This window comes from Marinobacter suaedae (genome assembly GCF_030519635.1).
GTDB classification, from domain to species: Bacteria; Pseudomonadota; Gammaproteobacteria; order Pseudomonadales; family Oleiphilaceae; genus Marinobacter; species Marinobacter suaedae.
In genome coordinates this window covers 1,407,747-1,433,941 of record NZ_JAUMIS010000002.1, presented here as the reverse complement: position 1 = coordinate 1,433,941, position 26,195 = coordinate 1,407,747, and the positions used below count along the sequence as shown (strand labels likewise).

Below are 26,195 nucleotides of genomic sequence, written 5' to 3'. Positions count from 1 at the left end.
TTTTCTTTATCCGCCAAACAGTTTGGCATCGATCAGGCTGCACAGTGCGTTGATGATCACCAGCAGCAATGGTGCTGCTTCCGTCGATGGCACATCGTTAAGTGCGATTTCGTGGTCTTCCGGGTGCATCAAGGACGTGATGTCGGATTTCTCCCGGGCGCTCAGGACCACCACATTCATTTCACGATCATGGGCGGCCTGGATGGCCTGAATAAGGTTGGCCTTGTGTCCGTCGTCGGCGATGACGAACAGCAGGTCGCCAGGTTTGCCAACCGCTCGTACCTGCCGTGAAAAGGTTTCGTTAAAGCGGTTATCCCGGCAAATGGCAGAGAAGGTCGTTGCGTCCGCACCCAGGTTAATCGCTGGCAGGGCTGGGCGGTCGTGGTCAAAGCGATTGAGCAGGGCGGTGCAAAAGTACTGGGCCAGAATGTTGGACGTGCCGTTGGCGCAGGTGATGATTTTGCCATCCTGGAGCAGCGCATGGACGAAGGCGTCTGCCACCGTTTCGATCGCCGGGCCTGCACTGCTGGCGGCCATCGCGGTGTGCTCCATATGGCTTGCAAACCACTGGTTGATGAGTTGCTCGGTGTCCGTCATGGTGTTCTGTTAACCTGCCTCAATTGCATTTCTGATCCATTGTACCCGGTATTTTTTGACAGTCCCTGGACGTATGGCGATGACGTCAATGCGGCTCATGGCGTTCCAGAGCTGATGCTTGTGGAGGTAGAAGGAAACGGCCTTGAGCAGCGTTTTCTGTTTGGCGTAATTAACCGAGCTGGCCGGGTCCGTGAGACTTCCATGGCCCCTGAAGCGAACCTCGAAGAATACGAGGGTTTCGTTGTCATAGCCGATCAGGTCAATTTCGCCGCCCCGGTTTGTCACCTTTCTGCCGACTACCCGTACACCCTTCTGGGTCAGATAGCGCTCGGCCACGCCCTCGTAGTGATCCCCCAGTGTTTTGGAGCCTTCCCTGGCCATCATGCGTTAAGTCCTTGGGTGTTACTGGTGTTGTGGCATCTCTGTGCCGGCTTCCTCGTCAACCTCTGGGGTTTCGACCAGTGGTGGCTCAAGGTCTGGCAACAGGCGTGGCGCGCCATTCTGGAACTGGGCCCAGAGCTGTTGGCGCCGGATGCTGCCGTTGTCAGACATGGTGAGCACGCCGGTCTGGCCCTCCAGAGAAGAGTTCTCAACCTGGCGCAGCAGGGGAAGCCGTTTACTCAGTTGCCAGGCATCGGCCCCCATGGCAAACAGGCGACCGAGTTGTCCCCGTGTGTTGTTCAGCTGTTGTGACGCGGTGGTCTTCAGCTGGCTGTCCTTCAGCGTCCAGGGGATGTCGGTAAACTTGACCCGGTTGAGGTCTCTGTCCCGCGCCGGATCCGGATTGCCTTCATAAATAATGGACGGGGAATACACCGGCAGCTCGCCGCCGAAGTAAAATGCAAACAGTGGTTTGAACTGTCGTGCGATGGTTGGGTCCGCCACCATGATGATGGCTTCGGCATCCTGGCGGCGACGGGGTTCGAACTCCACGTCCAGGCCAATGGTTCGCTCTACTGCCACAGCGCGGTCCCGGGATACGGTGATGCCGAGAAGATCGGCTGTCACCGCTCTGAGGTTGTCGTCGCGGGAAAAACGCTGGATGTCTAGTGCAACACCGCCGTTTTCGTCCAGCCGGGTCCGGAGGGCGTTCTCGACACGGTCGCCCCATTCGCCCTGAGGAATCAGGACAAGCGTATTCCGGATGTCTTCTGCACTCAGGCGATCGGCGATCTGTCTTGCTTCATCCTCGGCGGACAGGCCGAACTGGTAGAGACCATCCGGAATGCGCGTGTCCGTGGGCAGGTAGTTAAGGCCTAGGGTTGGGATTGGCAGGGTATTCATGGTGCTCAGGCCGATCAGCGCGTCCTTTTCCAGTGGGCCGACGATCAGGTCCACTTCCTGCTGGGCCAGTTCCTGGTATACCTCGCTAAAGGGGCCGCTGGACGTGTCGACGATGCGGATATCGGTGGTGCTGCGGTCTACGGAGGCGTCCAGGTAGTAGGCCGCCAGGAAGCCGTCTCGGATGGCTTCACCGGCCGTAGCGAGTGGGCCGCTCAAAGGCAGCGCCAGTGCGATGTTTTCGGGGCGGCTTTCAACCAGTGTTGCGATCAGGCCGAGTTCGCTGGGTAATACCTGGGCTGCCGGATGGCCGGGCCAGTCATTTTGCCAGCGACGAATTGCCCGGCCCTGATCATCCAGTTCCATGCCCGGGGATCGAAGGGCGGAAGCCAGTTCGAACCAGCCCTGTTCTTCGTACCCGATCGCCATGTTGGACGCAGCCTGCAATTCCTGGTCTGGAACCTCTTTCAGGTACAGCCACACTTGATCGTGGATGCGCTGAGGGCTGGTGGAGCTGTCGGTCTGGCCCAGAAGCACCAGGGTCGCTGCGGCCGACAAAGGGTCGCCGGCCAGTGCAAAGGTTTCAGCCTGCAAGGAGGCTGCTTTGGGAATGAGCGCGGTTTCGTAGGAGGTAATGCTCTGGGGCGTCAGATCCTGAGCCAGGGTCTGTGCCCACTGACTATCCTCAAGAGTGGTTGCGCTTGCCATGGCGAGCAGGCGTTTCTCATTGGCCAGATCCGGGGGGAGCTGGCTGAGCTGGGCGTTCTGGAGTATGGTGCGCGCGGCCTGGTGGTCACCGGTGTCCTGGAAATCGCTTGCCGTGCGCAGCAGATAGCGCTGTGCAGTATCACGGTTCGCTTCCTGCTGGGCTAGCTCGAGGGCCTGTTCCGGGGTTTGTGCAACATGGGACTGCAGGTTCACGCTGGCGCACCCGGCGGACATGAGGGCCATGGCAAAGATGGCGGCAAGGGCTCGGTGGTGGATACGGGTTCTGGTCATGGCAAGCTCTGAATACTCCGGATAATTGGGCTTGTGGCACCGATCTAACGGTGGCAAGTTTAACAGTTCCCGTATCGATTCACATGACGTTAGTGTCATCGTGTGGCGTACAACAACAGTGAGGCGTGTGCTTTGAATTCAAGTGTTGAAGTGGCTGGTCAGCAAAGGTCGAAGGCTGGCGGCACGCTGTACATTGTTGCCACTCCCATCGGCAATCTGGATGACCTGTCGCCGCGGGCGGCGAGGGTGCTGGCATCGGTGGATGTGGTGGCGGCAGAAGATACCCGTCATAGCGGCCGTCTGCTGCAGCATCTGGGGATCCAGAAGCGTTTGATTGCCCTGCACGATCACAATGAAAAAGATCGCGCCGAATCGCTCATCGCTCTGCTTGAGGGTGGTCAGGATGTGGCGTTGATCTCCGATGCAGGAACACCGCTGATCTCTGATCCGGGGTTTGTGCTGGTGCGAATTGCACGGGAGCGAGGGTGTCGCGTGACACCGGTTCCTGGTCCTTGTGCCCTGGTTGCGGCTCTGAGCGCCGCGGGCTTGCCCACCGATCGATTTCTGTTTTCTGGCTTTTTGCCGGCGAAGCGGGCCGGGAGGCGGGCGGCGCTGGAGGGATTGGGGCGTGAATCCGCCACCCTGGTGTTCTATGAATCCCCCCACCGAATTCTGGATGCTGTTGCGGATATGGAAGCCGTATTGGGCGAAACGCGTGAGCTGGTATTGGGGCGAGAGCTGACCAAGACATTTGAAACCTTCTATGCCGGCACCATCGCAGAGGTGCGTGAGGCATTGGAGGCCGATCCTCATGGCAGCCGGGGTGAATTTGTGGTTATGGTGCGCGGCTTCGAGTCGACCGGGCGCGAGGATGATTCCTCGCAGCTCGATGTGGACCGACTGCTGCAGCTTTTGTTGCCCGAGCTGCCGGTAAAAAAGGTGGCCAAGGTGGCCGCTGAGTTGGCGGGGCGCCCCAAGAACGAGATGTACCAGCGGGCGCTTGAGCTCAAGGATCGTTAGCCGGAGATGAGTTTCGCTTGCAAGGCTGAGGTGGCGAGAGTATTGTCTCGCCCGAGCTCGCCAGACAGTCGCCGCCGGTTTCGCCGGGGGAGGAAAGTCCGGGCTCCGCAGGGCAAGGTGCCAGGTAACGCCTGGGCGGCGTGAGCCGACGGAAAGTGCAGCAGAAAGTATACCGCCTAAGCGCCTTCGGGCGCCGGTAAGGGTGAAATGGTGCGGTAAGAGCGCACCGCGTGACTGGCAACAGGGCACGGCAAGGTAAACCCCACCTGGAGCAAGACCAAATAGGAGTCCTATGGCGTGGCCCGCGCTGGACTCGGGTAGGTTGCTTGAGGCCTGTGGTGACGCAGGTCCTAGATGAATGACTGTCCACGACAGAACCCGGCTTATCGGCGAGCTCGATTTCCTATTTAGTGCTTTTGTATCAGTGAGTTATGGCCTAATCAATCGGAGGCACTAACTCATGGTACAAGAGCTGGTACAAACTGAATTTCCGTATGTATATCTGAGGCGGAAGACTTACTACTTCCGTTTCGTTATCCCTCCTCGAATCCGGCAGCTATGCCCCTCGTTACCCCGAGAGGTTAAACGCAGCCTCCGTACGGACTCCTTGACTGATGCGTGGTCTATGGTGTCCGACAAGCTTCCACTGATTCGATTGCTCAGGCTATGCAATTCCGCTGAAGTGGCGAGAGACCTTTGCCAGAGATTGTCTGATTTTGCGTGTCAAATAGGTGAGTGGGTTCGAGCAAAGGTAGCGGCCCTCCGCCCAATGCCCGTGGAGCCCAGGGCCTCCGTAGATAATCTAAAGACTTCGCCGAATGCTCCTATGTTGGATGAAGCTTGGGAACAATTCTGTCTTTGGAAGTCATGGACGGAGAAAAGGACAAAGCTGAATCAGAGGATGTACGCCAACCTTAGATATTTCTTGGGTAATGTTTCTGTCGCGTCTATCCGGAAGCAGGACATTAAAGGTGCCCTAGAGCGAATTTCACGTCTGCCCAAGGGAAACTTGAGGGCATACAAAGGAGAATCGTTGAAAAGGCTCTGCAGCCTATCAGTGCCGCCTCAGGACAGGGTGTCTGCCAAATACGTAAAAGAGCACCTGAAGCTCTGTCAAAGCCTCTTCAGTCGTTATCTGAAACAGGAGTTGGATGTTCTGGAAACTTCGCCCACAGAAGGCCTCAGGTGGGCTCATGAGGACAATCGGTACGGTTGTTTGACCGATGCGCAAGTACGCGCTTTGCTCGCTCAAATGGAAGACAAGCCTGAGTGGTTCCGCTGGTTCCTGCTAATGGCTCTGTATTCAGGCGCTCGTAGGAGTGAGCTGGCGAGTCTGACGAAAGCTGACATAAAGCGTTGCCCTGACACTGGGCGTCATTACTTTGTCGTGAAGGATGGTAAAACTAGGGCTGCTCGTCGTGCTGTACCAATCCACAGCCGGTTGCTCCAAGAAGGCTTTCTTACTTGGGTAGCTGTCCAAGAGGGTCGTTTGTTTGAGACGGCATTCCACAACCCCAACCGAGTAACTGATCTATTCGGTTCGATGCTGAATGCTAAAACCAACGACCATGGAGAGCGCTTGGTATTCCATTCTGTGAGACATACTTTCATCACCAGCGCGCGGGCTGCTGGCAACGATACAGTTCTTGTTCAGCAGGTAGTAGGTCATGAAAAGCGGGGAGCCGGACAAACTGATAGGTACACGCATACCTTTCCCCTTAAAGACATACTCTCAGTCGTTGACTGTATCTGCTACGGAAGTGGATAACCTCTCGGTGGGCTTGTAAGTTTATGAATAAGATATGGTTTTACTTCCCTGTTAATGGGCATAGGTGAGCTAGGGTATTCCCCTCGGTATCTCCTCAGGAGTTCCCTAGGCTCACCTTAGGTATTGCTTCAAGTGTAGTGGTCATTGTCGTAGACAGACCACCCACCTCATAACATCCCAGAGACTAACTCTCTGACACCACAGGGCTATAGCCATTCATGATTTCCTGGTATTCAGTAATCATCATCTCGTTGAGTAAGCCTTTGTCCCTTCGTCTCACAACGAATGAGTCATGAACGCCTAAACATGCCTTTTGGTGCTGGGCGAACTTTCCCATGATGTTTACCGCTATAGAGCTTTCACGGTATTGAAGGTTTTGCCATAGGCAACGAGATGCTGCGTCTCGGATTATGGGGTGAATATCCAGCATGTCTTCGAGCAATCCATGCGCAGAAATGTCGCGCGTTTGAGTCTCTCTTAACATGTTCCTGAGAGAGCCTATGGTTTGCTGGCGGTTCTTGCAGTGCATAATGCGTAGGAAGGCTCCTTTCACGATGTCTCTCGGTAGCGAGGCGTGGTAATAACAGTCCTCGGGAGCTTCTGTCCCATTAATGTGATAGAGCATTCGAGCTTGATGCGAGCGAAAATCAAGTTCTATGACTTCTTCCCCGTCAATCATAAGCTGACGCCGCTTCTCTCCGCTCAGCTGTTGAAGGGGGTAATGCATACGACCTCCACTTTCGAAATCCTCCTGGAAAATCCTTTTTGCCTCTAGCTCTGCCGGGTGAAATGAGCCTCGGTTCTCCTCAGTAGTGGGAAGGGTGATTGTGTGTGACATGTTTGCTTGGTTGATTCGTTGAATTTGGGCTCTTAGTAATGCCGTGTGCTCGGAGTCCTTGTAGTCAACAAGACGTTTCTTGTTGTCGCGCAAATGCAGAGGCTCATGTTTTGTCGATAAGAAATCGGGGTGGAGAGCGTCGCTATGCTCCCTCAACCATAGTCTCGCTTTCTCAGTCGGGGCGTAGGCGCTGGTTAGGCCTTGGAAGTGGTTTTTCCCGCGATAGCCACCCGCTACTTTCCGCAAGTATTTCTTATTTGCCAGCCAATCGATGGTGGTTGCCCAAGGGCCATAACCTATCGAGTTCTGACGGTAGCGAGTTGGACATTCGAACGCTCCTTTTGCCTTCGGTAGACATATGGCTGTCTGAAAATCCTCTGATTTGTTCTCTTCACATGAGATACAGCTGCTGAGCGCAAGGAGTATTGCGGCAAACGATTGATGGTACTTCTCAGGGTGACGTTGGTTCCGAAGAATAGGGTGTGTAAGTTCGTCTAGCGGCTTACCTACAAGCCCAATGCGCGCCTCCGATGGTTGGATGGTGGAAGTCATAATGGGGGTGTCGATGGTAGAGGATAGTTTGTGGTTAAGCTGAGGGGAGTAGATTGTCTTGGGGAGTGATGCTCTCATTTGGCAGTCTCCCTCCGTTCTGTCCGCTTACCTTTTGATGCGCACCATCGGCATAAATCATGAAACCTTTGGTCTGCCTGGAGGTCCTCTCTCTCGGCTGCTCTCAGCGCCATAGCACGCATTAATACAGACAGGCTGTAAGTGACCCCCTCCGTTGTCTCAATCTTCCTCTGGGCCTCCTTTAGCGCCTCATAAGACATGGGGCAGAACGATGCGGGATAAACGATTTGCCCCGAAATACGGCGTACTCGTCTCTTGGTCATAGATACCTTTCCAATGGGTTACTTGTAGAAAGGGCACAAGCACAGTTGCCGAAAGACGGACGGCTACTTGCTTATTCCCCAATAGTGGCGACCCAAAAAACGCTGATTATGAAAGGGGGGCTTCGATGCCTGTCATTCGTCTTGAATTGAGTGTTAAGTCAGAGGTAGAGGCAGGAATCGTGGAGAGCGGGGCATTGTTAGTCTGCGGATGGTAACGCTATCAGAGTCTGGGCCCAGGGTACGATGCCTCATAGGGCGGTCGGCTTGATAAACGAAAGGTGAGGGTCAGTCCGTGGGGTAGATGTACTGACCCTCGTTACTTGGTCTTATGGGGAGGTTTTAGCTCTGAGGCGATAGATAGTCTGGCGAGTGGTTCCAATGGCCTTTGCGGTGGCTCTTACTGAAGTTCCGTTATTCAGCATGTTGATAGCTTTCCGCTGGTCTTCGTCCGTCAGTGAAGGTTTGCGCCCAAAGCGAACTCCCTTGCTCTTCGCTTCCTCTCTGCCCTCGGTCGTTCTGGATACAATAAGATTCCGTTCTAGCTCGGCAAATGTACCCAGTAGATGAACCATTGCGGTAGCAAACGGAGTGTTTTGGCTTGTATCTACTGAGCCGTCCAGGGTTTTGAGCCTAGCTCCCTGTGCGTGAATCTCGTCGAGGGTGTTCAAAATAGCCTTCAGTGACCTTCCTAACCTATCCAGTTTTGTCACCACGACAATGTCGCCATCTCTAACGTAGTCAACCAGTTCTCTAAGCTTGGCTTGATTTTGAGATGACGCTCCAGAGTGTTTCCCATGGAAAACCTTGTCACAACCGGCCTCTTGGAGCTGCTGTAGTTGTGTCTCAAGGTCTTGGTCTTTGGTGGATACCCTCGCGAAACCAATTAGCACGACCTTCCTCCTGTCCGAAACTTATAATATTCGTACTCCTAATCTATAGGTCTGTCCGAAATACTTCAAAAATAAAAACGGACATATGTACGAAACTAAGATAAATAAATCGGACATAGAATCATGGGGGGGCACTAGTTGTAGCCTCAGCCTGAACTCTTCTCTGCAAGTTAGTTAATAGTTCGTAAGTGGGGCTGGAGAAGTTTTCAATTTTGAAAGGAGGACAGAATTAGTGAGGTTGAATCCAATCGTTCAAGGCAGTTGGATAGCAATTACAGTAATTTCCGCCATGTCCTTGGTGTCAGGTGAGTTGGATAGAGTTGCTCACACTATCCTTTACGTGGTCTGTTTGGCGAGCGTTGTTGGGTGGGCAATGACTCGTCATGTTGACGGTTGGTTGGGTACACCTCCGGCCAAAATGAGTGAAGAGCTTGAGTGGTTGGAGGGAAAGTTGCAAGCCAAAGAGGGGGACTTGTGCGAGGAGACGCATCGCAATCTGCAGAAGAGTAGAGAAAAGTTGCGAAAGAAGCTCTCTGAAGCAAGAGCGGCAGGGTTTATCGATTAACACCGGCCCCACCGGGGGGAAATCCTAGCCTTTCCTATATACTTGGCTTCTCAAAAATTTGTTGAACAAATACAAGCTAGAGTTTGCAGCAAGTTTGCTGAGAGTCCCTGGATCAGTGCATTTTGGCTTGAAAGACAATGGGAGGTTAGCGCGGTAGGAGAGGTTAGAAGTGGGGGACTGCTTGGCTCCCCAAAAAGAACAACAATTAGTTGAAGTTCCTCATAATCGCCATCGCGACTGCTTTTTGTGCCCGGGTCATGGTCGGCAAGTGGACGGTCATCTTCCCGTTGGCGTCTACCTCCAGTGGGGGGCGTTGCGTTGGCGTAGAATGAAGATGAATTACCTCCGCTGCTTTGTTTTGTTGCGTTTCGAAGAGGCCGGCCCACTTCACAGACTTCTTAAAATTTTCAATGCATTTAGTCCGGGCTTTCAGTGAATAACCCTGTCGAATCAACACCGCCTCAAGCTTTGCATCATGCGGAAGGCCCTTATCGCAAACGTTTAGTAATGCGCTGAAGACTGGGGGAGTTCGTACAATCGTCGTGCGAAAAGCCTTCTTCCGGGTTTTTTTGAGCATCATGAATAACTCTTTTGGTACGACTGCGATTCCAGTTCCCGCAGAAACAAGCAGTCCATAGCTGAACAGTGTCGCAATGAGCGGGGCTGCAGCGCCATTCCGTGCATTGGTGTACCCCAAAAGCTTGGCAATGGCGTCAATTGGTGTGGGATTGGTCTTGAAGGCTCTTAAGATTTTGATAGCCAACTTGAATGCCTCCCGCGCATCGAGGTGCGGCATTGTTGGATTTCTCGTTCTTGCTGGGTTCATCATCGTTCCTCTTTTGTTAACGCGTTCCAGTGTTCTCCACGCCGCGAGAGGTGCGCATATCTTGCGGTGTTCTTTTGTTTTAGATTGCGGGTGTCTCGAAGTCAACAAAATATACTTTAAAAACATAGGCTTACGCTTACTAACCAGATAGTCAGTTTTTGAGGTGACAGCGATGTGATAAGGAAATCAATACGTTGGAGCTTTCATGTCGGGGGCGGTAACGATAGTTCCAAGACTGTGTTTTGGTATCAGATTTGGTGTGAGGGGGTTGGGGGGCGGAATGGTACAAAGTTTGGTACACTATAAATGTTGAAATTTTGCCATTACTCGCAAGGTAAACCCCACCTGGAGCAAGACCAAATAGGAGTCCTATGGCGTGGCCCGCGCTGGACTCGGGTAGGTTGCTTGAGGCCTGTGGTGACGCAGGTCCTAGATGAATGACTGTCCACGACAGAACCCGGCTTATCGGCGAGCTCTCACTTCTTCTCTTCAAGGGTTGCTATGTGCATCTTTTGAAGACAGTTCTCATTATAGCCAAAAATTCTTAAACCTCATCCTGTATGTCCGTTTTATTCTGCAGGTGGTTGATTTTTAATATTTTCTTTCCTTAATGTCTCTCTTTTTTCTCAATCCCCATCTGTAACTTATTGTCTTAAAGGGTTTTTTTTATGGTGTGGCGCTATTGTCGGCGCTTGCATTGTATGAGGTGTGTTCCTATAGTGTGCAAAAGTGGGAAAAAGTGGTTTCTAGTGGTTTTTTGTGGGCACGGTAGCCCAAAAGACGGGACAAATGAGCAGATTTCTGGGCAGTCATGCCATCAACATGGATGCGAAGGGGCGCCTGGCGATCCCGGCAAAGGTGCGAGAAGAACTCGCGCAGCTTTGTGACGGCCGCATTGTGGTGACTGCTAACGCCGATGAAGAGCGGTGCCTGCTTATCTATCCGGAGCCCGAGTGGGAAGAACTGCGCCCGAAAATTGAAGCACTGCCCAATATGAACCGGGCTGCTCGTCGGCTTCAGCGCCTGCTGCTTGGTAACGCTGCACCCATGGAGTTGGACTCGGCGGGGCGGATTTTGGTTCCCCCCACGTTAAGAAGTTACGCCCATCTAGAGAAAAAGCTGATGCTGATTGGTCAGGGAAAGAAGTTGGAGCTCTGGAGTGAGGAGCGCTGGTTTGCCTGGCTGGATGAGTCATCCGACGACGATGAAATGCCGCCGGAAATGGAGGCGCTCAGCCTATGACGGACGATCGCACCCAGAAGGACGGGGCGGCTTTCGCTCACCGATCGGTCCTTCTGGACTCGGCGGTCGACTATCTCGTCAATGATTCGGAAGGTCTCTATGTCGATGGCACCTTCGGGCGCGGTGGACATAGCCGGCTGATTCTCGAGCGCCTGAGTGAGCACGGCCAATTGCTCGGCATCGATAAAGACCCTGAGGCCATTCGCGCGGCGAAGCAGTTGGCGGAAGGTGATTCCCGGTTTGCATGGTTTCACGGCTCCTTTGCTGATCTTGATCAGGCACTGCTGTCCCGCCACTGGGATGCCGTGAATGGTGTGTTGTTGGATCTTGGTGTGTCCTCTCCGCAGCTGGATGACGCATCTCGTGGTTTCAGCTTTTTGCGGGATGGGCCCCTGGACATGCGGATGAATCCGACCCAGTCCCCGAGTGCAGCCGAGTGGCTGGCGGAGGCTGGCGAAGCGGATATCGCCGATGTCCTGTGGCGTTACGGAGAAGAGCGGTTTTCCCGTCGCATCGCCCGGGCAGTAGTTGCCCGTCGCGGTGAGGAGCCCATTGAGACGACCCGTGCACTGGCTGAGCTGGTGTCCGATTCCGTGCCGAAAAAGGAAAAACACAAACACCCGGCTACCCGCACATTCCAGGCCATTCGCATCTTTATTAATCGCGAACTGGAAGATCTGGAGAGGGGGCTGAAACTGGCAGCGGAGCGTCTGGCTCCGGGCGGCCGTCTGGTGGTGATCAGTTTTCATTCGCTTGAGGACCGGGTCGTCAAGCGATTTATGCGGGATCTGGCCAAGGGGCCCAGGCTCCCGAAAGGCATTCCGGTGACCGCGGAGCAGGAAGCTTCCGCGTTCCGGTTGGTTGGCAAGGCCATGAAGGCCAGTGCCGGCGAAATTGAAGAAAATATTCGCGCCAGAAGTGCCGTTATGCGGGTGCTTGAGCGCGTTAACAACGATTAAGAGTCCACAGGGGATGGCTTGATGGGTGCTGTAGCCATAGAACAGCCTGCAAAGGCCGCAAGGTCGAGCAAAGTTCGGGTTCGCGACGGTGTAGCGACGGCCGTCCGTATTTCCCGGCAGGTATTCGGTGCGACCAGGGAGCGGAGTGTGCTCGTTTCCCTCGTGCTGGTGGCTGTGCTGGTGGCATCGTCCATTGGCGTGGTGGTCAGCGCCCACAAGAACCGTGAGCTCTTCAATACGTTGTCCCAGTTACAGGATGAGCGCGATCTCTACCAGCGGGAATGGAGCCAGCTGCTGTTGGAGCAAAGTGCACTGAGTGCCCATGGCAGGGTCGAACAACTTGCTGCGGAACGCTTTGGCATGGTGGTTCCGGGGCGTGAGGATATTGTGCTGGTGCCGATGGTTGCGCCGGTAAACCAAAAATAATTAGCGATAACAATAATCGTCGGGGTGATCGATTTGTCCGGTCAGGGAACAACAATGACATGGAGTCAGCGGCTGGCGTCTGGTCTGAAAGCCTGGCGTTACGGCTCCGTGCTGGGTGTTTTCCTGCTGGTGGTGGGGGTGCTCGGCTGGCGGCTGGTTGACTTGCATGTCGTTGATAACGAATTTCTCCGCAAGCAGGGTGACGTTCGAACCATCCGGGTCGAAACGATTGACGCTCATCGTGGCGTGATCACTGATCGGCACGGGGAGCCCCTGGCTGTTAGCACGCCCGTGCAGACCATCTGGGCAAACCCTTCTGAAATCGATCCGGATCAGGACCGTCTGACTCATCTCGCCCGTCTGCTTGGACTGAATGAAGCCACGTTGCGTAAGCGTCTGAAACGCTATGCCGGACGGGAATTCATTTACCTACGTCGGAAAGTACAGCCTGGACTGGCGCGACAGGTGACAGAACTCGATATCGATGGGGTGTACTCACGACAGGAATACCGTCGTTATTATCCGGCCAGCGAAGTGACCGCTCACGTCGTTGGCTTTACCGATATTGATGAACGTGGTCAGGAAGGAATGGAACTGGCCTATAACCAGTGGTTGTCTGGCGAGCCGGGCAAGAAGCGGGTGCTCAAGGATAACCGGGGACGCGTGATCAAGGATCTTACATTGATCCGTGACGCCCGCCCGGGTAACGGCCTTCAGTTAAGTATTGATCTGCGTCTCCAGTATCTGGCATACCGCGAACTCAAGGCGGTCGTGAACGCCCACAACGCGAGAGGCGGCACGCTGGTGATGCTGGATTCGGACACCGGCGAAGTGCTGGCCATGGTGAATCAGGGGGCTTACAACCCGAATGATCGAAATCAGCTGGCGGCGGAAAATCTCAGGAACAAAGCGATCACGGATTTGTTCGAACCCGGGTCGACCATGAAGCCAATTACGATGGCGGCGGCCCTGGAATCGGGCAACTATCAACCGGAAACCACCATTGATACGGCGCCGGGGTTCCGGCGCTTTGGTCGTTTTACGATCCGGGATCATCGTAATTACGGTGTGATGGATCTGACCGATATCATCGCCAAGTCCAGCAACGTGGGTATCAGCAAGATCGCCACGGACATCGGTGGTGATGCCATTCGTGATCTGTACAGCCGGCTTGGTCTCGGTCAGCCAACGGGTATTGGATTCCCCGGTGAGGCGGTGGGCGTGCTGCCGTCTCCGCCCAAATGGCGTCCGGTGGAAGAGGCGACGCTGTCCTACGGCTACGGCATGAGTGTTAATGCCTTACAGCTTGCTCAAGCGTATATGGTCATTGCTAATGGAGGCATCCGTCATCCCCTGAGTCTGATCAAGCTGGACGGCGAGCCGCAGGGCCACCGGGTTATCTCGGAAAAGGTGACTCACCAGGTTCGAAACATGCTGCGCGAAGTGGTTGAAAACGGTACCGGAAAGCGCGCACAGCCGGGTTTCTACTCCGCTGGCGGCAAGACCGGAACCGTACACCTGGTGGGCGAGCAGGGCTACCAGGATAGCGAATACAAGGCGATTTTTGCCGGCATGGCGCCGATTGAAAATCCCAGGATTGTTGCCGTTGTGGCGGTCGATGCGCCGCAATCAGGAGAGTACTATGGTGGGGAGGTGGCCGCGCCGGTCTTCGCACGGGTTATGAGTGATGCGCTCCGCTTGTTGAACGTGAAGCCTGAGCTGGAGGTTGGGAGTCGTCAGACGGCCGGCCTGCCGGTTGGGGAGCGAGGCTAAACTTATGTGCATCACATCCCTCAGTACGCTGCTACACGATATTGTTCCGGTGCCGTCGGTCTTCGACGTCACCATTCATGGCCTGAAAACGGATAGCCGGGATGTAAAATCCGGTGATGCGTTTGTGGCCCTGGCGGGTACCACTACGCCAGCGGACCATTACGTCGGTGATGCCGTGGCTGCAGGTGCAACGGTGGTTCTTCTGGAATCAGGACAGGCCGGTGAGTGCCGTGAGTATCGCGGTGCTCTGGTCGTGCCCGTGGCTGGCCTGCGCGGATTGCTGGGCAAAATTGCCGACCGGTTCTATGAGCATCCCTCCCAGCGGCTTGCGCTGGTGGGTGTAACCGGGACCAATGGAAAAACATCTGTTACTCAATATATTGCAGGCCTTCTCAACGCTACCGGGATGCCTTGTGGCGTGATGGGGACGGTAGGGTACGGCATGCCGGCCGCTCTGACGCCGGCCACCCACACGACGCCTGACGTCGTGCGGGTGAACCGGGAACTGTCGCGCATTGTCAGTGCCGGTGGCCGGGCTGCGGTCATGGAAGTGTCTTCCCATGCATTGGATCAGGGGCGGGTCGCGGATCTGGTCTTCCGGGCCGCGGTGTTCACGAACCTGACCCGGGATCACCTGGATTATCACGGCACCATGGATGCCTATGGCGAAGCCAAGGCGAAGCTGTTTTTCCGTGAAGAACTGAATTTCGCAGTGATCAATTTTGACGACCCCTTCGGACGGCAACTGTTCGAGCAGCTTCAGGGTCGTTGCGATCGGGTTCGTTACAGTTTGCACGAATCCCAGACGGAATTGTGGCTCACTGACTTTGCCCCGACGGATGACGGTTTCAAGGCAACGGTAGACGGTCAGTGGGGGGCTTTTGCTATTTCCGTGCCGCTGATGGGCAGCTTCAACGCAAGTAACCTGCTGGCGGCGATGGCAACGGTCCTGAGCCTGGGGACCCCGGTTGAGCGGGTGCAGCAGGCCGTGCGGAGTCTCACTCCGCCCCCGGGGCGGCTGGAATCCTTTTTTGGCACCGATGGTGTCCGGGTCGTGGTGGATTACGCGCACACTCCCGATGCCCTGGCCAATGCACTGTCCGCGTTGCGGCCTCATGTGGCGGGTCGATTGATTTGTGTATTTGGCTGCGGCGGCGACCGGGACTCCGGCAAGCGGCCGGAAATGGCTCGTGAAGCAGAAAAAGGTGCCGACATTGTCATCGTCACGGATGACAATCCCCGAACCGAAGCCCCCTCGGACATTGTTCGGGACATACTTGGCGGCTTCAGCTCACCGGACACAGCAACGGTGATTCATGATCGGGCCGAGGCTATCGGTCATGCCGTGCAGATGGCGGGGCCGGATGATCTGGTGCTGGTCGCCGGCAAGGGCCATGAAACTTACCAGGACATAGCGGGTACCAAGCATCCGTTTAATGATGCGGAACAGGTGCAGCTGGCACTGAAAGACCAGGGAGGTGCGTCATGATGCGCGCTTTCTCACTGCAAGAAGCCCGTCAATGGATGGGCGCGACCAGCTCTGCGGAAGGGCTGGAGAACAGCACGTTTACTGGTGTCTCTACGGATACCCGGTCACTGGCGCGCGGCGAGCTGTTCGTGGCGCTGCGGGGTGACAACTTTGACGGGCACCGGTTCCTGCAGAAGGCAAAAGAACTGGGTGCTGTCGCAGCCGTGGTGGACACAGAAGATGCATCCGTTGATCTGCCCCAGCTCATCGTGGCGGATACGGTGGATGCTCTGGCCAGGCTAGCGGCCGGGAATCGCGACGCCAGTGCTGCGCGACTGGTGGCGGTGACTGGCAGCAGTGGCAAGACCACCGTTCGGGAAATGACCGCAGCGATCCTGTCCCGGATGGGGCCGACCCTGGCTACCTCGGGCAACCTGAACAACCACATCGGCGTGCCGTTGACCTTGTTTGGTTTAACCCCTGGACATCGGTACGGTGCTATTGAACTGGGTGCCAGTGGTCTGGGAGAAATCGCCCATACCGTGGCTATTACCCGGCCCCAGGTAGTCATTCTGACCAACGCGGGTCAGGCGCACCTTGAGGGCTTTGGTAGTTACCAGAACATCATTCTCGCCAAGGGCGAGATCATCGATGGCGTCGAGGACGGCGGTCTGGTGGTACTGAATCGTGACGATCCGGCCTTTGACCAGTGGAAGGCCCGCGCCGGTGGGCGCCGGGTGGCCAGTGTCAGCCGCCTTGACCACCCGGAAGCCGATTATCGCAGCGTCGCGGAGGCGTTTGATGGTGAAGGTCAGCGCCTGCGGGTAACTGGCCCCGGAAACTGGCGCTGCACGGTGTACCTTGCGCTCGAGGGAGAGCACAATCTCACCAACGTGGCCCTCGCCATTGCAGCTGCCCGCGAACTGGGTGCCAATGACGATGCCATCGTTGAGGGGCTCGGAGCGCTGCAGCCAGTAAAGGGGCGCCTGCAGAGCATGCAATTGGCGCCTGGGCTGACGGTCATTGATGACAGCTACAACGCGAATCCGTCGTCTATCAAGGCGGCACTGAGTGTGCTGGCCTCAAGAGACGGGCAACGTGTTGCGGTGCTGGGTGCGATGGCAGAACTGGGCGAGGATGCCCTGGCGTTGCATCACGAAGTGGGTGAGTTCGCCCGCAAACAAAATATTGATCGGTTGCTGACCGTCGGGCCTGGCTGCGAGGGCTATGTCCAGGGATTCGGTTCAGCGGTAGAAAGTTTCCAGACCCACGACGAGGCTGTTGAGGCGATTGTTGCCAGCCAGCAGTCTCCCATGACGGTGTTGGTGAAAGGTTCTCGCAGTTCCGCCATGGATCGCGTGGTGGAGGGAATTCGGAAAAAGGTGAATAACTCATGCTGCTCTGGCTAACAGAGGTTTTGTCACAGTATTTCTCGGCCCTGACCGTGTTTCAGTATCTCACCCTGAGGGGGATACTTGGCACGCTCACGGCCCTGCTGATTTCCCTGATCATCGGTCCCTACATGATCCGGAAGCTCAGCCAGTACCAGATTGGTCAGGCGGTCAGGGACGACGGCCCGCAAACCCATTTGAGCAAGGCCGGCACCCCCACCATGGGCGGTGCGCTGATTCTGGTCGCCATTGGCATCAGTACCTTGTTGTGGGGCGACCTTAGCAACCGCTATGTTTGGGTCACCCTGCTGGTCACGCTGCTGTTCGGCGCCGTGGGCTGGGTGGATGACTACCGGAAGGTGGTTGAGCGCAACCCTCGCGGCCTGCCCGCCCGCTGGAAATATTTCTGGCAGTCGGTCATTGGTGCCGGTGCCGCTATTGCCCTGTATATGAGCGCCGCCTTGCCTCAGGAAACGTCCCTGTACGTGCCGTTCGTCAAGCAGGTATCGCTGACCCTCGGGCCGGTGGTGTTCATTTTGTTGACCTATTTCGTCATTGTCGGCAGCAGTAACGCGGTCAACCTGACCGATGGCCTGGATGGTCTGGCGATCATGCCCACGGTAATGGTGGCGGCCGCATTGGCCATCTTTGCTTATCTGTCGGGACACGCCCAGTTTGCCGATTACCTGTTGATCCCTCATTTGCCGGGTACCGGTGAGCTGATTGTATTCTGTGGCGCCATTGTTGGTGCCGGGCTGGGATTCCTGTGGTTCAACACTTATCCCGCGCAGGTGTTCATGGGCGATGTTGGTGCGCTGGCTTTGGGTGCCGCCCTCGGCGTGGTGGCGGTCATTGTCAGGCAGGAAATCGTACTGTTCATCATGGGCGGAGTGTTCGTGATGGAAACCATTTCGGTGATTCTTCAGGTGGGCTCCTACCGGCTTACCGGCCGGCGGATTTTCCGCATGGCGCCATTGCATCATCACTTTGAATTGAAAGGTTGGCCGGAACCCCGGGTGATTGTCCGTTTCTGGGTTATTACCGTTGTTCTGGTGTTGATTGGCCTTGCCAGTCTCAAGATTCGTTAAGGGTACGTAGCGATTATGAGTGTCATTGTTTCGGATCGTCGCACGCTGGTCGTAGGGCTCGGTAAAACCGGGCTTTCCTGCGTGCGCTATCTGTCCGAACAAGGCCGTGAGATTGCGGTGGCTGACAGTCGTAACGCACCACCGGGCCTGGATGAGCTCAAGGCCGGATGGCCGGATGTGGCCATTCACCTGGGGCCGTTCGATCCGGAACTTTTCCGCGGTTTCAATGAGCTTGTGGTCAGCCCCGGTATCAGTATTGCCGAGCCGGCCATCGCCGGAGCGGCTCAGGCCGGTGCCCGAATCCGTGGGGATATTGATCTGTTTGCCGAGGCGGCAGACGCGCCGATTGTGGCGATTACCGGTTCCAACGGAAAAACCACGGTGACTTCCCTGGTCGGTGACATGGCCCGGGCAGCGGGCCGAAAGGTCGAAGTTGGCGGCAACATCGGAATCCCAGCGCTGGACCTGTTGGGCAGGGGCGCGGATCTGTATGTGCTGGAGCTATCGAGCTTCCAGCTGGAAACCACCGAAGAGTTGAACGCCCTGGCCGCGACAGTACTGAATATCAGCGACGACCACATGGACCGTTATCCGGACAAAATGGCCTATTACCAGGCCAAGCAGCGGATTTTCCGGGGCTGTCGCAATGCGGTGGTCAACCTGGACGACGCGCTGAGCACGCCGATGGCGCGAGACACCCTGACGTTCATTTGCTTTGGCTTCAATCGGGTAAACCCGGAGACCTTCAGTACCCGGGATGATGATCAGGGTACCTGGATTACCTATGGTCTGGACAACTTGCTGCTCGCCAGCGAACTGAAACTGATGGGCCGGCACAACCTGAGCAATGTGATGGCGGCGCTGGGGCTGGGCATGGCGGCGGGCCTGCCCATGGACGTCATGCTCGATGTGGCACGCAAGTTCCGTGGCCTGCCTCATCGGTGCGAGTTTGTGCGTGAGCTGGATGGTGTGGATTACATCAACGATTCCAAGGGCACCAATGTGGGGGCCTCGGTGGCGGCTATTGAAAGCCTCGTGCCCGATCAGGGCAAGATCGTGCTGGTTGCCGGCGGCGATGGCAAGGGCGCTGATTTTGCACCGATGCAGGTGCCGGTTCGCCAGCATTGTCGGGCCCTGGTGCTGATTGGTCGGGATGCGGGCCTGATTGCAGAAGCGGTGGGCGACGGTGTCGATATTCAGTTCGCAGACTCGCTGGCGGACGCTGTGGTAGCGGCCAGGGAGCTTGCCAACGCGGGCGACCGGGTGGTGTTTTCCCCGGCGTGCGCCAGTTTTGACATGTTTCGTGACTATGCCGACCGCGGAGACCAGTTCCGCGCTCGGGTGGAGGCTTTGTGATGCAGGCAGGGGTAGCAATGCCAGATCACAATCAATGGTTGGGTGACATTCGTCCGCTGCCGATGCTGGTGATCAGCTCCATCGCGTTGCTGGTGCTGGGTATGGTGATGATTTCCTCTGCGTCCATGGACATGGCCACCGAGACCGTTAACAACAGCTACCACTATGTGGTCCGGCAGATACTGTTCGCTGCCATGGGCTGCGTGATGGCGCTGGTAGCGGTGAATGTTCCGATGGCCTGGTGGGAGCGCAGCGGATGGTTGCTTCTTGGCATTGGCCTGCTGGTGCTGGTACTGGTTCTGACGCCTCTGGGCCGGACGGTTAATGGCTCCACCCGCTGGATTCCTTTTGGCCTGTTCAATATCCAGGTGTCGGAAGTTGCCAAGCTGTGCCTGATTGCCTACCTCGCCGGCTATGTCGTGCGTCGTCGGGATGAGCTGCTCAATACCTGGATGGGATTCTTCAAGCCGCTCATTGTGCTGGGTGTGGCCTCCATGCTGCTGGTGATCCAGCCGGACTTCGGGGCCACCGTGGTACTGGTGACCGCGGCTGCCGGCATGATTTTCCTGAGTGGTGTCCGCCTGACCCGCTTTGTGCCCCTGATCGTGGTGCTGGGTGCTCTGGGCACCCTTCTGGTGGTCACGCAGCCGTACCGTCTCAAGCGAGTGGTCAGTTACCTGGATCCGTGGAAAGACCAGTTTGACAGTGGCTACCAGCTGACCCAGTCCCTGATTGCGTTTGGTCGCGGTGACTGGGGCGGTGTTGGTTTGGGCAATTCCATTCAGAAGCTGTTTTATCTGCCGGAGGCCCACACCGACTTTATCTTCGCCATCATTGCCGAGGAGTTTGGTCTGATTGGATCATTGGCCGTCCTGGCGCTGTTCACCGTTCTGGTGGTGAGCGGATTCGTGATTGCCCGTCGGGCGGAAAAAGCCGGCATGCCGTTCGGTGCCTGTTTCGGTTATGGCCTGACGTTGCTGATCGGCCTCCAGGCCACCATCAATATTGCCGTCAGCACAGGCCTGTTGCCCACCAAGGGGCTGACACTTCCGCTCGTCAGCTACGGTGGTTCAAGCCTGATGATCGTGTGCGTGTGCATCGGTGTCCTGGCGCGGATTGAAATGGAACGGCTGGATCAAGAGCGGCAGGCTGCTGCGAAGACGGAGCCCAGAGTTCGGGGAGGCGCTGTGTATGACTGAACCTCGTCGTTTCCTGATGATGGCGGGTGGCACCGGGGGGCATGTGTTCCCGGCACTGGCAACTGCCCGGGCGCTGGAGAAAAAGGGGCACGAAGTCCACTGGCTGGGTGCCCAGGGTGGCATGGAAGAGCGGTTGATTGGTGATACCGACATCCCCCTGTCTCTCATCCACATTTCTGGCCTGCGGGGCAAGGGCAAGCTGGCCCTCTTGTTGGCACCATTCCGTCTGATGCGAGCGTTGGGTGAGGCTTTCACCATTGTTCGCCAGATCAAGCCCGACTGTGTGGTGGGCATGGGCGGTTTTGTCACTGGTCCGGGTGGGGTGGCCGCCTGGCTGACCAAGACACCGCTGGTGATCCACGAGCAGAACGCCATTGCCGGTATGACCAACCGTTTGCTGGTTCGCTTCTCGGAAACCGTGCTGGAAGCCTTTCCGGGCAGCTTTGAGGCCGGCGTGGTAACTCGCTGCACTGGTAACCCGATTCGCGAGGGGCTGTCAGCGCTGCCTGACCCGGACACGCGCCTGGCCAAGCGCGATGGGGCCCTGCGGGTGCTCGTGGTGGGGGGCAGCTTGGGTGCCCAGGTGTTTAACGAGACACTACCGGAGGCGCTTGCGCTGATGTCCGAGGCAGAACGGCCTCAGGTTCGCCATCAGTGCGGCGAGAAGAAAGTTGAACAGGCCCGTTCGGCCTATGAACGTCACGGGGTTGAGGCTAGTGTCGAGCCGTTCATCAAGGACATGGCGGAGGCTTACGAGTGGGCGGACATCGTGGTCTGCCGCTCCGGTGCACTGACCGTGTCCGAACTGTGTGCGGCAGGCGCCGGCGCCATCCTCGTGCCGTTCCCTCATGCGGTGGATGACCACCAGACCAAGAACGGGCAGCAAATGGTAAGCGCCGGTGCGGCGATTCTGATCCCCCAGAGCAAACTGACAGCAGAAAGTCTTGCGGAAACGCTGGCGGGGTTGGCCAGGGATCGCAACCGGGTAATGAATATGGCGAAGGCCGCACGGACTCTGGCCCGCCCTGACGCAACGGAGAGAGTTGTGAATTACTGTCTGGAGGCCGCCAATGACTGATGCCAACAATCAGCCACTGGTTTATCAGGTGCCCGAGATGCGCCGGATCCGCCACATCCATTTCGTGGGTATCGGGGGCGCCGGCATGAGCGGTATTGCCGAGGTGCTCAAGAACCAGGGCTACGACGTGTCGGGTTCTGACCTGAAAGAAAGCGCAGTGACGGCACGTCTGAAAGCCATGGGTGTGGAAATTCACATTGGCCACACCGAAGCGAACAGCTCCAAGGCTGACGTCGTGGTCGTGTCGACGGCCGTGGCGGCAGACAACCCGGAAGTGGTTTCTGCCCGCAGTCGCCGTGTGCCGATCGTGCCCCGTGCAGAGATGCTGGCGGAGATTATGCGTTACCGTCACGGCATTGCGGTGGCGGGAACCCACGGGAAAACCACCACTACCAGCCTGATCGCGTCGGTGCTGGGCGAGGCGGGTATGGACCCCACGTTTGTGATTGGCGGCAAGCTGAACAGTGCCGGTACCAACGCCCAGCTGGGCGGTTCCCGCTATCTGGTGGCTGAGGCCGACGAGAGCGATGCGTCGTTCCTGCACCTGACGCCAGTGATTTCCGTGGTGACCAACATCGAAGCCGATCACATGGACACCTACGGCGGCGATGTGGAAAAACTCAAGCAGACGTTCGTGGATTTCCTGCACAACCTGCCGTTTTACGGCGTTGCGGTGATGTGCGTGGATGATGCCTACGTGCGCGAGATCATCCCCCGGATTTCCCGGGCAATCATCACCTATGGCATCGACAACCCGGAGGCGGACTACCGGGCCGAGCAGATTGAATCTGATGGACTGAGTACCCGGTTCATCGTTAAACGCCCCGGTGGCCGCAGTGATCTGAGCGTGAGCCTGAAAATGCCGGGCCGCCATAACGTACTGAACGCACTGGCGGCCATCGCCGTCGCCACCGATGAAGGTGTGGCCGATGATGCCATTTGCCAGGGGCTGTCCGGTTTTGCCGGCGTAGGGCGTCGTTTCCAGGTGTATGGCGATTATCAAACGCCGAACGGCTCGGTCACGCTGGTGGACGATTACGGCCACCATCCCACCGAGGTGGAGGCGGTGATTCGAGCTGCCCGCGATGCCTGGCCCGGGCGTCGGCTGGTCATGCTCTATCAGCCGCATCGGTTCAGCCGGACCCGGGATCTCTACGAGGATTTCGTCCGGGTGCTGTCGGAAGTGGACGGCCTCCTCCTGATGGAAGTGTATTCCGCCGGCGAGCCGGCGATAACCGGTGCCGACGGCCGCGCCCTGTGCCGGAGTATTCGGCAGCGGGGGCAGGTGGAGCCGGTTTTCGTGGAAGAGAACAGCGAAATTGAGAGTCTGTTGAAAAACGTGCTCCAGGACGGCGACCTGCTGATCACGCAGGGTGCCGGCGATATTGGCGGTGTAGCTGCAAGACTGGCTGCAGCGGGAGTGATTTCTGGTGAGTGATATGCAACGTACTGAGCCGCAAGCGTATCAGGCCGATCCGGAGCTTGTCCGGAAACTGGGCCGGGTGGCGGTCTTTATGGGTGGTGACTCCGCCGAGCGGGACGTTTCCCTGAACAGTGGCAAGGCCGTGCTGTCTGCGCTGCTGTCCGCTGGCGTTGATGCCTTCTCCGTAGATGTGCGCGGCTGCTTGTTGAAGACCGTCGAGAATCCGGACTTTGATCGGGTCTTTATCGCGCTGCATGGCCGTGGCGGCGAGGACGGAACCCTGCAGGCGATTCTGTCCCAGGCGGGCATTCCATTTACCGGCAGTGAGACTCTGGCCTCGGCGCTGGCCATGGACAAGTTGCGCACCAAGTACGTGTTTGAAGGTTGCGGACTGCCAACGCCGAAGTTCCGGACCATGGCCTCCGAAGGCGAAGCCGAAAAGATTGTCGCGGAACTCCGGACACCCTTGAGCGTCAAGCCTTCCCGGGAAGGCTCCAGTATCGGTATTCGCAAGGTGCGCTCTGCCGACGAACTGGTCAGTGCCTATCGTGCCGCCGCCGAACGGGATTCGCTGGTGCTTGTCGAAGAATGGATCGAGGGGCCGGAGTTTACCGTGAGTGTGCTGCAGGGCCAGGCCCTGCCGGCGATTGGCCTGAGCACAGACCACGAGTTCTACGACTACGACGCCAAGTATCTGGCTGATGACACCCGTTACCAGATTCCCTGTGGCCTGTCGCCGGACGACGAGGTTCGACTGCAACATTTGGCTGTTGATGCGTTTCAGGTTGTCGGCTGCCGGACCTGGGGACGGGTAGACATCATGCAGGACGCCGATGGGCAGTTCTGGTTGCTGGAGTTGAACACCGTGCCGGGTATGACCGATCACAGCCTGGTGCCGATGGCCGCCAAGGCCGCGGGCATCAGCTTTGAGGAACTGGTGGTGCGTATTCTCGAGGACACCCTGGAGGAGGCCAATGCTTGAACATTTGCTGATCCGGAGTCGGGCGGTTCCGCCCGATCCCCCGCGGCGAAGGGGGGCGACCTCCCTTGAGCCTGAGCGGGACCGGTTCGGTGTGTTCAGAGCAGTGCTGGGCGCCGTGCCCTGGCTTCAGGTGGGTATGGGAGCGGTGATCGTGTTGCTGGCGGCGATGGTGCCCTGGGGTACCGGCAAGATACTCGGCGCCATGGACCAGCAGATTCTGGCCGTGGATGTGAAAGGCGAGTTGATTGGCGACAGCCGGGTGGCCATTGAAAGGGCGGCGGGCAACTGGATTGGCAAGAGTTACTTCGCCACGGACCTGTCGGAGATTAAAGCGCATCTGGAGCAGCGCCCCTGGGTGGAATCGGCAGCGGTCAGACGGGTTTGGCCCGATCGCCTGGAAATCGATATTCGCGAGAAGAAGCCGCTCGCGTACTGGGGTGACGGCCGGCTGGTAAGCCGGACTGGCGAGGTGTTCGCGCCCTCCAATTTGCAGGTTGCGGGCAGGCTCCCGTACCTCGCAGGGCCGGACGAGCGGGTGCGTGATGTCATCCGAATGGCCCAGACGCTCAGTGAGCGCCTGGTTGAACACGGTCTGGGCCTGGCAGGGCTCGCATTGGAGGAGCGTGGTGCCTGGACTCTGAAACTGGGTAACGGTATTGAGGTCGTCCTCGGCCGGGACCAGGTGGAAGAAAGATTTGAGCGGTTTATCAACGTTTATGAAAGCCGGCTGGTTGCCCGGTCGGAAGAAGTCAGTCGGGTGGACGCACGATACACCAACGGTGTGGCAGTGCAGTGGAAGGCGGCGGAGCCTGCCTCCAGTCCGAGATCATAAGAAAGGTTAATTCAGACCACGGTTTGGTGAGATACATGTCATCGGTTGAAACGGAAAATATGATTGTCGGCCTTGATATCGGCACGTCGAAAGTAGTTGCGATTGTCGGTAAGCGCAAAATGGACGGCACCATCGAGGTCGTGGGCATTGGCTCCCACCCCTCACGGGGGCTGAAGCGCGGGGTGGTCGTGAACATCGAGACCACCGTTCAGGCCATCCAGCGTGCGGTGGAAGAAGCCGAACTGATGGCCGGTTGCCGGATCCACTCTGTGTATGCCGGGATCGCGGGGAGCCACATCAAGAGCCTGAACTCCCATGGCATCGTCGCCATTCGGGACCGGGAAGTGACCCAGGCGGACATCGACCGGGTGATCGATGCTGCCCAGGCGGTAGCCATTCCCGCCGACCAGAAAATACTGCACATCCTGCCGCAGGAGTTCGTCATTGACAGCCAGGAAGGCATCAAGGAACCCCTGGGTATGTCCGGTGTGCGTCTTGAAGCCAAGGTGCACCTGGTGACCTGCGCGGTGAACGCGGCGCAGAACATCGAAAAGTGCGTCAAGCGCTGCGGCCTCGAGGTCGATGACATCATCCTTGAGCAGCTGGCTTCCAGCCACGCCATCCTCACCGAGGACGAAAAAGAGCTGGGCGTATGCGTGGTGGATATCGGTGGCGGTACCACCGACATTGCCGTGTTCACCGGCGGCGCGATCCGCCACACCGCTGTGATCCCTATTGCCGGGGACCAGGTCACCAATGATATCGCCATGGCGCTTCGCACGCCGACCCAGAACGCGGAAGAGATCAAGATCAAGTACGCCTGTGCACTGACTCAGCTGGCCGGTGCCGATGAAACCATCAAGGTTCCGAGCGTGGGTGACAGGGCCCCTCGGGATCTGTCTCGTCAGGCGCTGGCAGAAGTGGTCGAGCCCCGTTACGAAGAGCTCTTTACCCTGGTGCAGTCTGAACTGCGCCGGTCCGGGTTTGAGGACCTGATTCCAGCGGGGATCGTGATTACCGGTGGTTCCTCCACCATGGAAGGTGTGGTGGAACTGGCCGAGGAAATTTTCCACATGCCGGTCCGGCTTGCGTCTCCGCAGGCGGTGTCGGGCATGACCGAAGTTGTCAATAACCCGATTTACGCCACTGGCGTCGGGTTGTTGATTCACGGCTTTCGCCAGATGGATCTGGGGCGAACGCCGGTGCTCAAGAGCGAAGAAACGCCGTCGCTGGTTGAGCGAATGAAGGCCTGGTTTACCGGTCAGTTTTGACGGTATCCGGCTGGCAGTAAGTGAAGTAAA

22 protein-coding genes and 1 other RNA gene are annotated in these 26,195 nt (G+C 57.3%); 17 read left to right on the top strand and 6 right to left on the bottom strand.

Translation table 11 applies throughout. The annotated features are described in order from the left end of the window. Positions 1-6 precede the first annotated feature (6 nt). Genes QVZ43_RS15430 through QVZ43_RS15420 form a run of 3 tightly spaced genes read right to left on the bottom strand, consistent with a single transcriptional unit; the run spans position 7 to position 2,877 of the window. On the bottom strand, positions 7-597 hold the full coding sequence (locus QVZ43_RS15430; protein ID WP_223792682.1) for a D-sedoheptulose-7-phosphate isomerase: 591 nt from the start codon (positions 595-597) through the stop codon (positions 7-9). A 9-nt stretch (positions 598-606) separates the two neighbouring features. Next, positions 607-978 carry a YraN family protein gene (locus QVZ43_RS15425; RefSeq protein ID WP_302910675.1) on the bottom strand — a complete coding sequence of 124 codons (372 nt, stop codon included), beginning with the start codon at positions 976-978 and terminating at the stop codon, positions 607-609. A 21-nt stretch (positions 979-999) separates the two neighbouring features. Then, positions 1,000-2,877 (bottom strand): penicillin-binding protein activator, encoded by a 1,878-nt coding sequence (locus tag QVZ43_RS15420; protein WP_302910632.1) that lies wholly within the window; start codon positions 2,875-2,877, stop codon positions 1,000-1,002. A gap of 132 nt (positions 2,878-3,009) precedes the next feature. Between QVZ43_RS15420 and rsmI the strand changes: the two genes are divergently transcribed. The 3 genes from rsmI (at position 3,010) to QVZ43_RS16510 (ending at position 5,665) form a co-directional block, all read left to right on the top strand. Then, a complete protein-coding gene (gene rsmI / locus QVZ43_RS15415; RefSeq protein WP_302910631.1) occupies positions 3,010-3,897 on the top strand; it encodes a 16S rRNA (cytidine(1402)-2'-O)-methyltransferase in 888 nt (295 codons plus the stop codon). A gap of 52 nt (positions 3,898-3,949) precedes the next feature. Next, an RNA gene (rnpB, locus tag QVZ43_RS15410) (RNase P RNA component class A) lies at positions 3,950-4,299 on the top strand. A 58-nt stretch (positions 4,300-4,357) separates the two neighbouring features. After that, entirely contained in the window at positions 4,358-5,665 is a 1,308-nt protein-coding gene (locus QVZ43_RS16510) for a tyrosine-type recombinase/integrase (protein ID WP_420890923.1), read from the top strand. Positions 5,666-5,849: 184 nt separating this feature from the next. On the opposite strand, the gene QVZ43_RS15400 is transcribed toward QVZ43_RS16510, so the two are convergent. The 3 genes from QVZ43_RS15400 to QVZ43_RS15390 form a co-directional block, all read right to left on the bottom strand. Further along, positions 5,850-7,133, bottom strand: coding sequence for a hypothetical protein (locus QVZ43_RS15400; protein ID WP_302910629.1), 1,284 nt, complete (start codon positions 7,131-7,133; stop codon positions 5,850-5,852). Between the two features lie 589 nt (positions 7,134-7,722). Then, on the bottom strand, positions 7,723-8,286 hold the full coding sequence (locus tag QVZ43_RS15395; RefSeq protein ID WP_302910628.1) for a recombinase family protein: 564 nt from the start codon (positions 8,284-8,286) through the stop codon (positions 7,723-7,725). A gap of 770 nt (positions 8,287-9,056) precedes the next feature. Then, on the bottom strand, positions 9,057-9,680 hold the full coding sequence (locus QVZ43_RS15390; protein ID WP_302910627.1) for a hypothetical protein: 624 nt from the start codon (positions 9,678-9,680) through the stop codon (positions 9,057-9,059). Between the two features lie 786 nt (positions 9,681-10,466). On the opposite strand from QVZ43_RS15390, the gene mraZ reads away from it, so the two are divergent. Genes mraZ through ftsA form a run of 14 tightly spaced genes read left to right on the top strand, consistent with a single transcriptional unit; the run spans position 10,467 to position 26,165 of the window. Beyond that, on the top strand, positions 10,467-10,919 hold the full coding sequence (mraZ, locus tag QVZ43_RS15385; RefSeq protein ID WP_302910626.1) for a division/cell wall cluster transcriptional repressor MraZ: 453 nt from the start codon (positions 10,467-10,469) through the stop codon (positions 10,917-10,919). Beyond that, entirely contained in the window at positions 10,916-11,878 is a 963-nt protein-coding gene (gene rsmH, locus QVZ43_RS15380; RefSeq protein ID WP_302910625.1) for a 16S rRNA (cytosine(1402)-N(4))-methyltransferase RsmH, read from the top strand. Before mraZ ends, rsmH begins: the two co-directional genes overlap by 4 nt. A 21-nt stretch (positions 11,879-11,899) precedes the next feature. Then, a complete protein-coding gene (gene ftsL, locus QVZ43_RS15375) occupies positions 11,900-12,304 on the top strand; it encodes a cell division protein FtsL (protein ID WP_302910624.1) in 405 nt (134 codons plus the stop codon). Positions 12,305-12,337: 33 nt separating this feature from the next. Then, positions 12,338-14,077, top strand: coding sequence for a peptidoglycan D,D-transpeptidase FtsI family protein (locus QVZ43_RS15370; RefSeq protein ID WP_420890922.1), 1,740 nt, complete (start codon positions 12,338-12,340; stop codon positions 14,075-14,077). A 4-nt stretch (positions 14,078-14,081) separates the two neighbouring features. Then, the gene (locus QVZ43_RS15365) at positions 14,082-15,566 is read left to right on the top strand and encodes a UDP-N-acetylmuramoyl-L-alanyl-D-glutamate--2,6-diaminopimelate ligase (protein ID WP_302910622.1); all 1,485 of its coding nucleotides are present in this window, start codon (positions 14,082-14,084) and stop codon (positions 15,564-15,566) included. After that, entirely contained in the window at positions 15,563-16,954 is a 1,392-nt protein-coding gene (locus QVZ43_RS15360; RefSeq protein WP_302910621.1) for a UDP-N-acetylmuramoyl-tripeptide--D-alanyl-D-alanine ligase, read from the top strand. Before QVZ43_RS15365 ends, QVZ43_RS15360 begins: the two co-directional genes overlap by 4 nt. Further along, positions 16,939-18,024, top strand: a complete 1,086-nt coding sequence (mraY, locus tag QVZ43_RS15355; protein ID WP_223792691.1) for a phospho-N-acetylmuramoyl-pentapeptide-transferase — start codon at positions 16,939-16,941, stop codon at positions 18,022-18,024. The genes QVZ43_RS15360 and mraY overlap by 16 nt, the downstream gene beginning before the upstream one ends. 15 nt (positions 18,025-18,039) lie before the next feature. Then, positions 18,040-19,380: a UDP-N-acetylmuramoyl-L-alanine--D-glutamate ligase gene (murD, locus tag QVZ43_RS15350; protein ID WP_302910620.1), complete on the top strand. Its 1,341-nt coding sequence runs from the start codon at positions 18,040-18,042 to the stop codon at positions 19,378-19,380. Beyond that, entirely contained in the window at positions 19,380-20,579 is a 1,200-nt protein-coding gene (gene ftsW / locus QVZ43_RS15345; protein WP_223792693.1) for a putative lipid II flippase FtsW, read from the top strand. The genes murD and ftsW overlap by 1 nt, the downstream gene beginning before the upstream one ends. Beyond that, positions 20,572-21,657: an undecaprenyldiphospho-muramoylpentapeptide beta-N-acetylglucosaminyltransferase gene (murG, locus tag QVZ43_RS15340; protein ID WP_302910619.1), complete on the top strand. Its 1,086-nt coding sequence runs from the start codon at positions 20,572-20,574 to the stop codon at positions 21,655-21,657. Before ftsW ends, murG begins: the two co-directional genes overlap by 8 nt. Continuing rightward, complete coding sequence (gene murC, locus QVZ43_RS15335) at positions 21,650-23,095, top strand: UDP-N-acetylmuramate--L-alanine ligase (RefSeq protein WP_302910618.1); 1,446 nt, start codon at positions 21,650-21,652, stop codon at positions 23,093-23,095. The genes murG and murC overlap by 8 nt, the downstream gene beginning before the upstream one ends. A gap of 1 nt (position 23,096) precedes the next feature. Next, positions 23,097-24,062 (top strand): D-alanine--D-alanine ligase, encoded by a 966-nt coding sequence (locus QVZ43_RS15330; RefSeq protein WP_302910674.1) that lies wholly within the window; start codon positions 23,097-23,099, stop codon positions 24,060-24,062. Further along, complete coding sequence (locus QVZ43_RS15325; protein ID WP_302910617.1) at positions 24,055-24,894, top strand: cell division protein FtsQ/DivIB; 840 nt, start codon at positions 24,055-24,057, stop codon at positions 24,892-24,894. The genes QVZ43_RS15330 and QVZ43_RS15325 overlap by 8 nt, the downstream gene beginning before the upstream one ends. A 35-nt stretch (positions 24,895-24,929) precedes the next feature. Then, the gene (gene ftsA / locus QVZ43_RS15320) at positions 24,930-26,165 is read left to right on the top strand and encodes a cell division protein FtsA (RefSeq protein WP_223792697.1); all 1,236 of its coding nucleotides are present in this window, start codon (positions 24,930-24,932) and stop codon (positions 26,163-26,165) included. Positions 26,166-26,195: the final 30 nt, after the last annotated feature.

What these genes read in the sequence shown, in the direction of transcription:
- ftsW (WP_223792693.1), top strand. Translation starts at nt 19,380, where the DNA reads ATGCAGGCAGGGGTAGCAATGCCAGATCACAATCAATGGTTGGGTGAC.
- QVZ43_RS15425 (WP_302910675.1), bottom strand. Translation starts at nt 978, where the DNA reads ATGGCCAGGGAAGGCTCCAAAACACTGGGGGATCACTACGAGGGCGTG.
- rsmH (WP_302910625.1), top strand. Translation starts at nt 10,916, where the DNA reads ATGACGGACGATCGCACCCAGAAGGACGGGGCGGCTTTCGCTCACCGA.
- ftsL (WP_302910624.1), top strand. Translation starts at nt 11,900, where the DNA reads ATGGGTGCTGTAGCCATAGAACAGCCTGCAAAGGCCGCAAGGTCGAGC.
- mraZ (WP_302910626.1), top strand. Translation starts at nt 10,467, where the DNA reads ATGAGCAGATTTCTGGGCAGTCATGCCATCAACATGGATGCGAAGGGG.
- mraY (WP_223792691.1), top strand. Translation starts at nt 16,939, where the DNA reads ATGCTGCTCTGGCTAACAGAGGTTTTGTCACAGTATTTCTCGGCCCTG.
- QVZ43_RS15325 (WP_302910617.1), top strand. Translation starts at nt 24,055, where the DNA reads ATGCTTGAACATTTGCTGATCCGGAGTCGGGCGGTTCCGCCCGATCCC.
- QVZ43_RS15360 (WP_302910621.1), top strand. Translation starts at nt 15,563, where the DNA reads ATGATGCGCGCTTTCTCACTGCAAGAAGCCCGTCAATGGATGGGCGCG.
- murG (WP_302910619.1), top strand. Translation starts at nt 20,572, where the DNA reads ATGACTGAACCTCGTCGTTTCCTGATGATGGCGGGTGGCACCGGGGGG.
- ftsA (WP_223792697.1), top strand. Translation starts at nt 24,930, where the DNA reads ATGTCATCGGTTGAAACGGAAAATATGATTGTCGGCCTTGATATCGGC.
- QVZ43_RS15430 (WP_223792682.1), bottom strand. Translation starts at nt 597, where the DNA reads ATGACGGACACCGAGCAACTCATCAACCAGTGGTTTGCAAGCCATATG.
- murD (WP_302910620.1), top strand. Translation starts at nt 18,040, where the DNA reads ATGAGTGTCATTGTTTCGGATCGTCGCACGCTGGTCGTAGGGCTCGGT.
- QVZ43_RS15400 (WP_302910629.1), bottom strand. Translation starts at nt 7,133, where the DNA reads ATGAGAGCATCACTCCCCAAGACAATCTACTCCCCTCAGCTTAACCAC.
- murC (WP_302910618.1), top strand. Translation starts at nt 21,650, where the DNA reads ATGACTGATGCCAACAATCAGCCACTGGTTTATCAGGTGCCCGAGATG.
- QVZ43_RS15365 (WP_302910622.1), top strand. Translation starts at nt 14,082, where the DNA reads ATGTGCATCACATCCCTCAGTACGCTGCTACACGATATTGTTCCGGTG.
- QVZ43_RS16510 (WP_420890923.1), top strand. Translation starts at nt 4,358, where the DNA reads ATGGTACAAGAGCTGGTACAAACTGAATTTCCGTATGTATATCTGAGG.
- QVZ43_RS15330 (WP_302910674.1), top strand. Translation starts at nt 23,097, where the DNA reads ATGCAACGTACTGAGCCGCAAGCGTATCAGGCCGATCCGGAGCTTGTC.
- QVZ43_RS15390 (WP_302910627.1), bottom strand. Translation starts at nt 9,680, where the DNA reads ATGATGAACCCAGCAAGAACGAGAAATCCAACAATGCCGCACCTCGAT.
- QVZ43_RS15420 (WP_302910632.1), bottom strand. Translation starts at nt 2,877, where the DNA reads ATGACCAGAACCCGTATCCACCACCGAGCCCTTGCCGCCATCTTTGCC.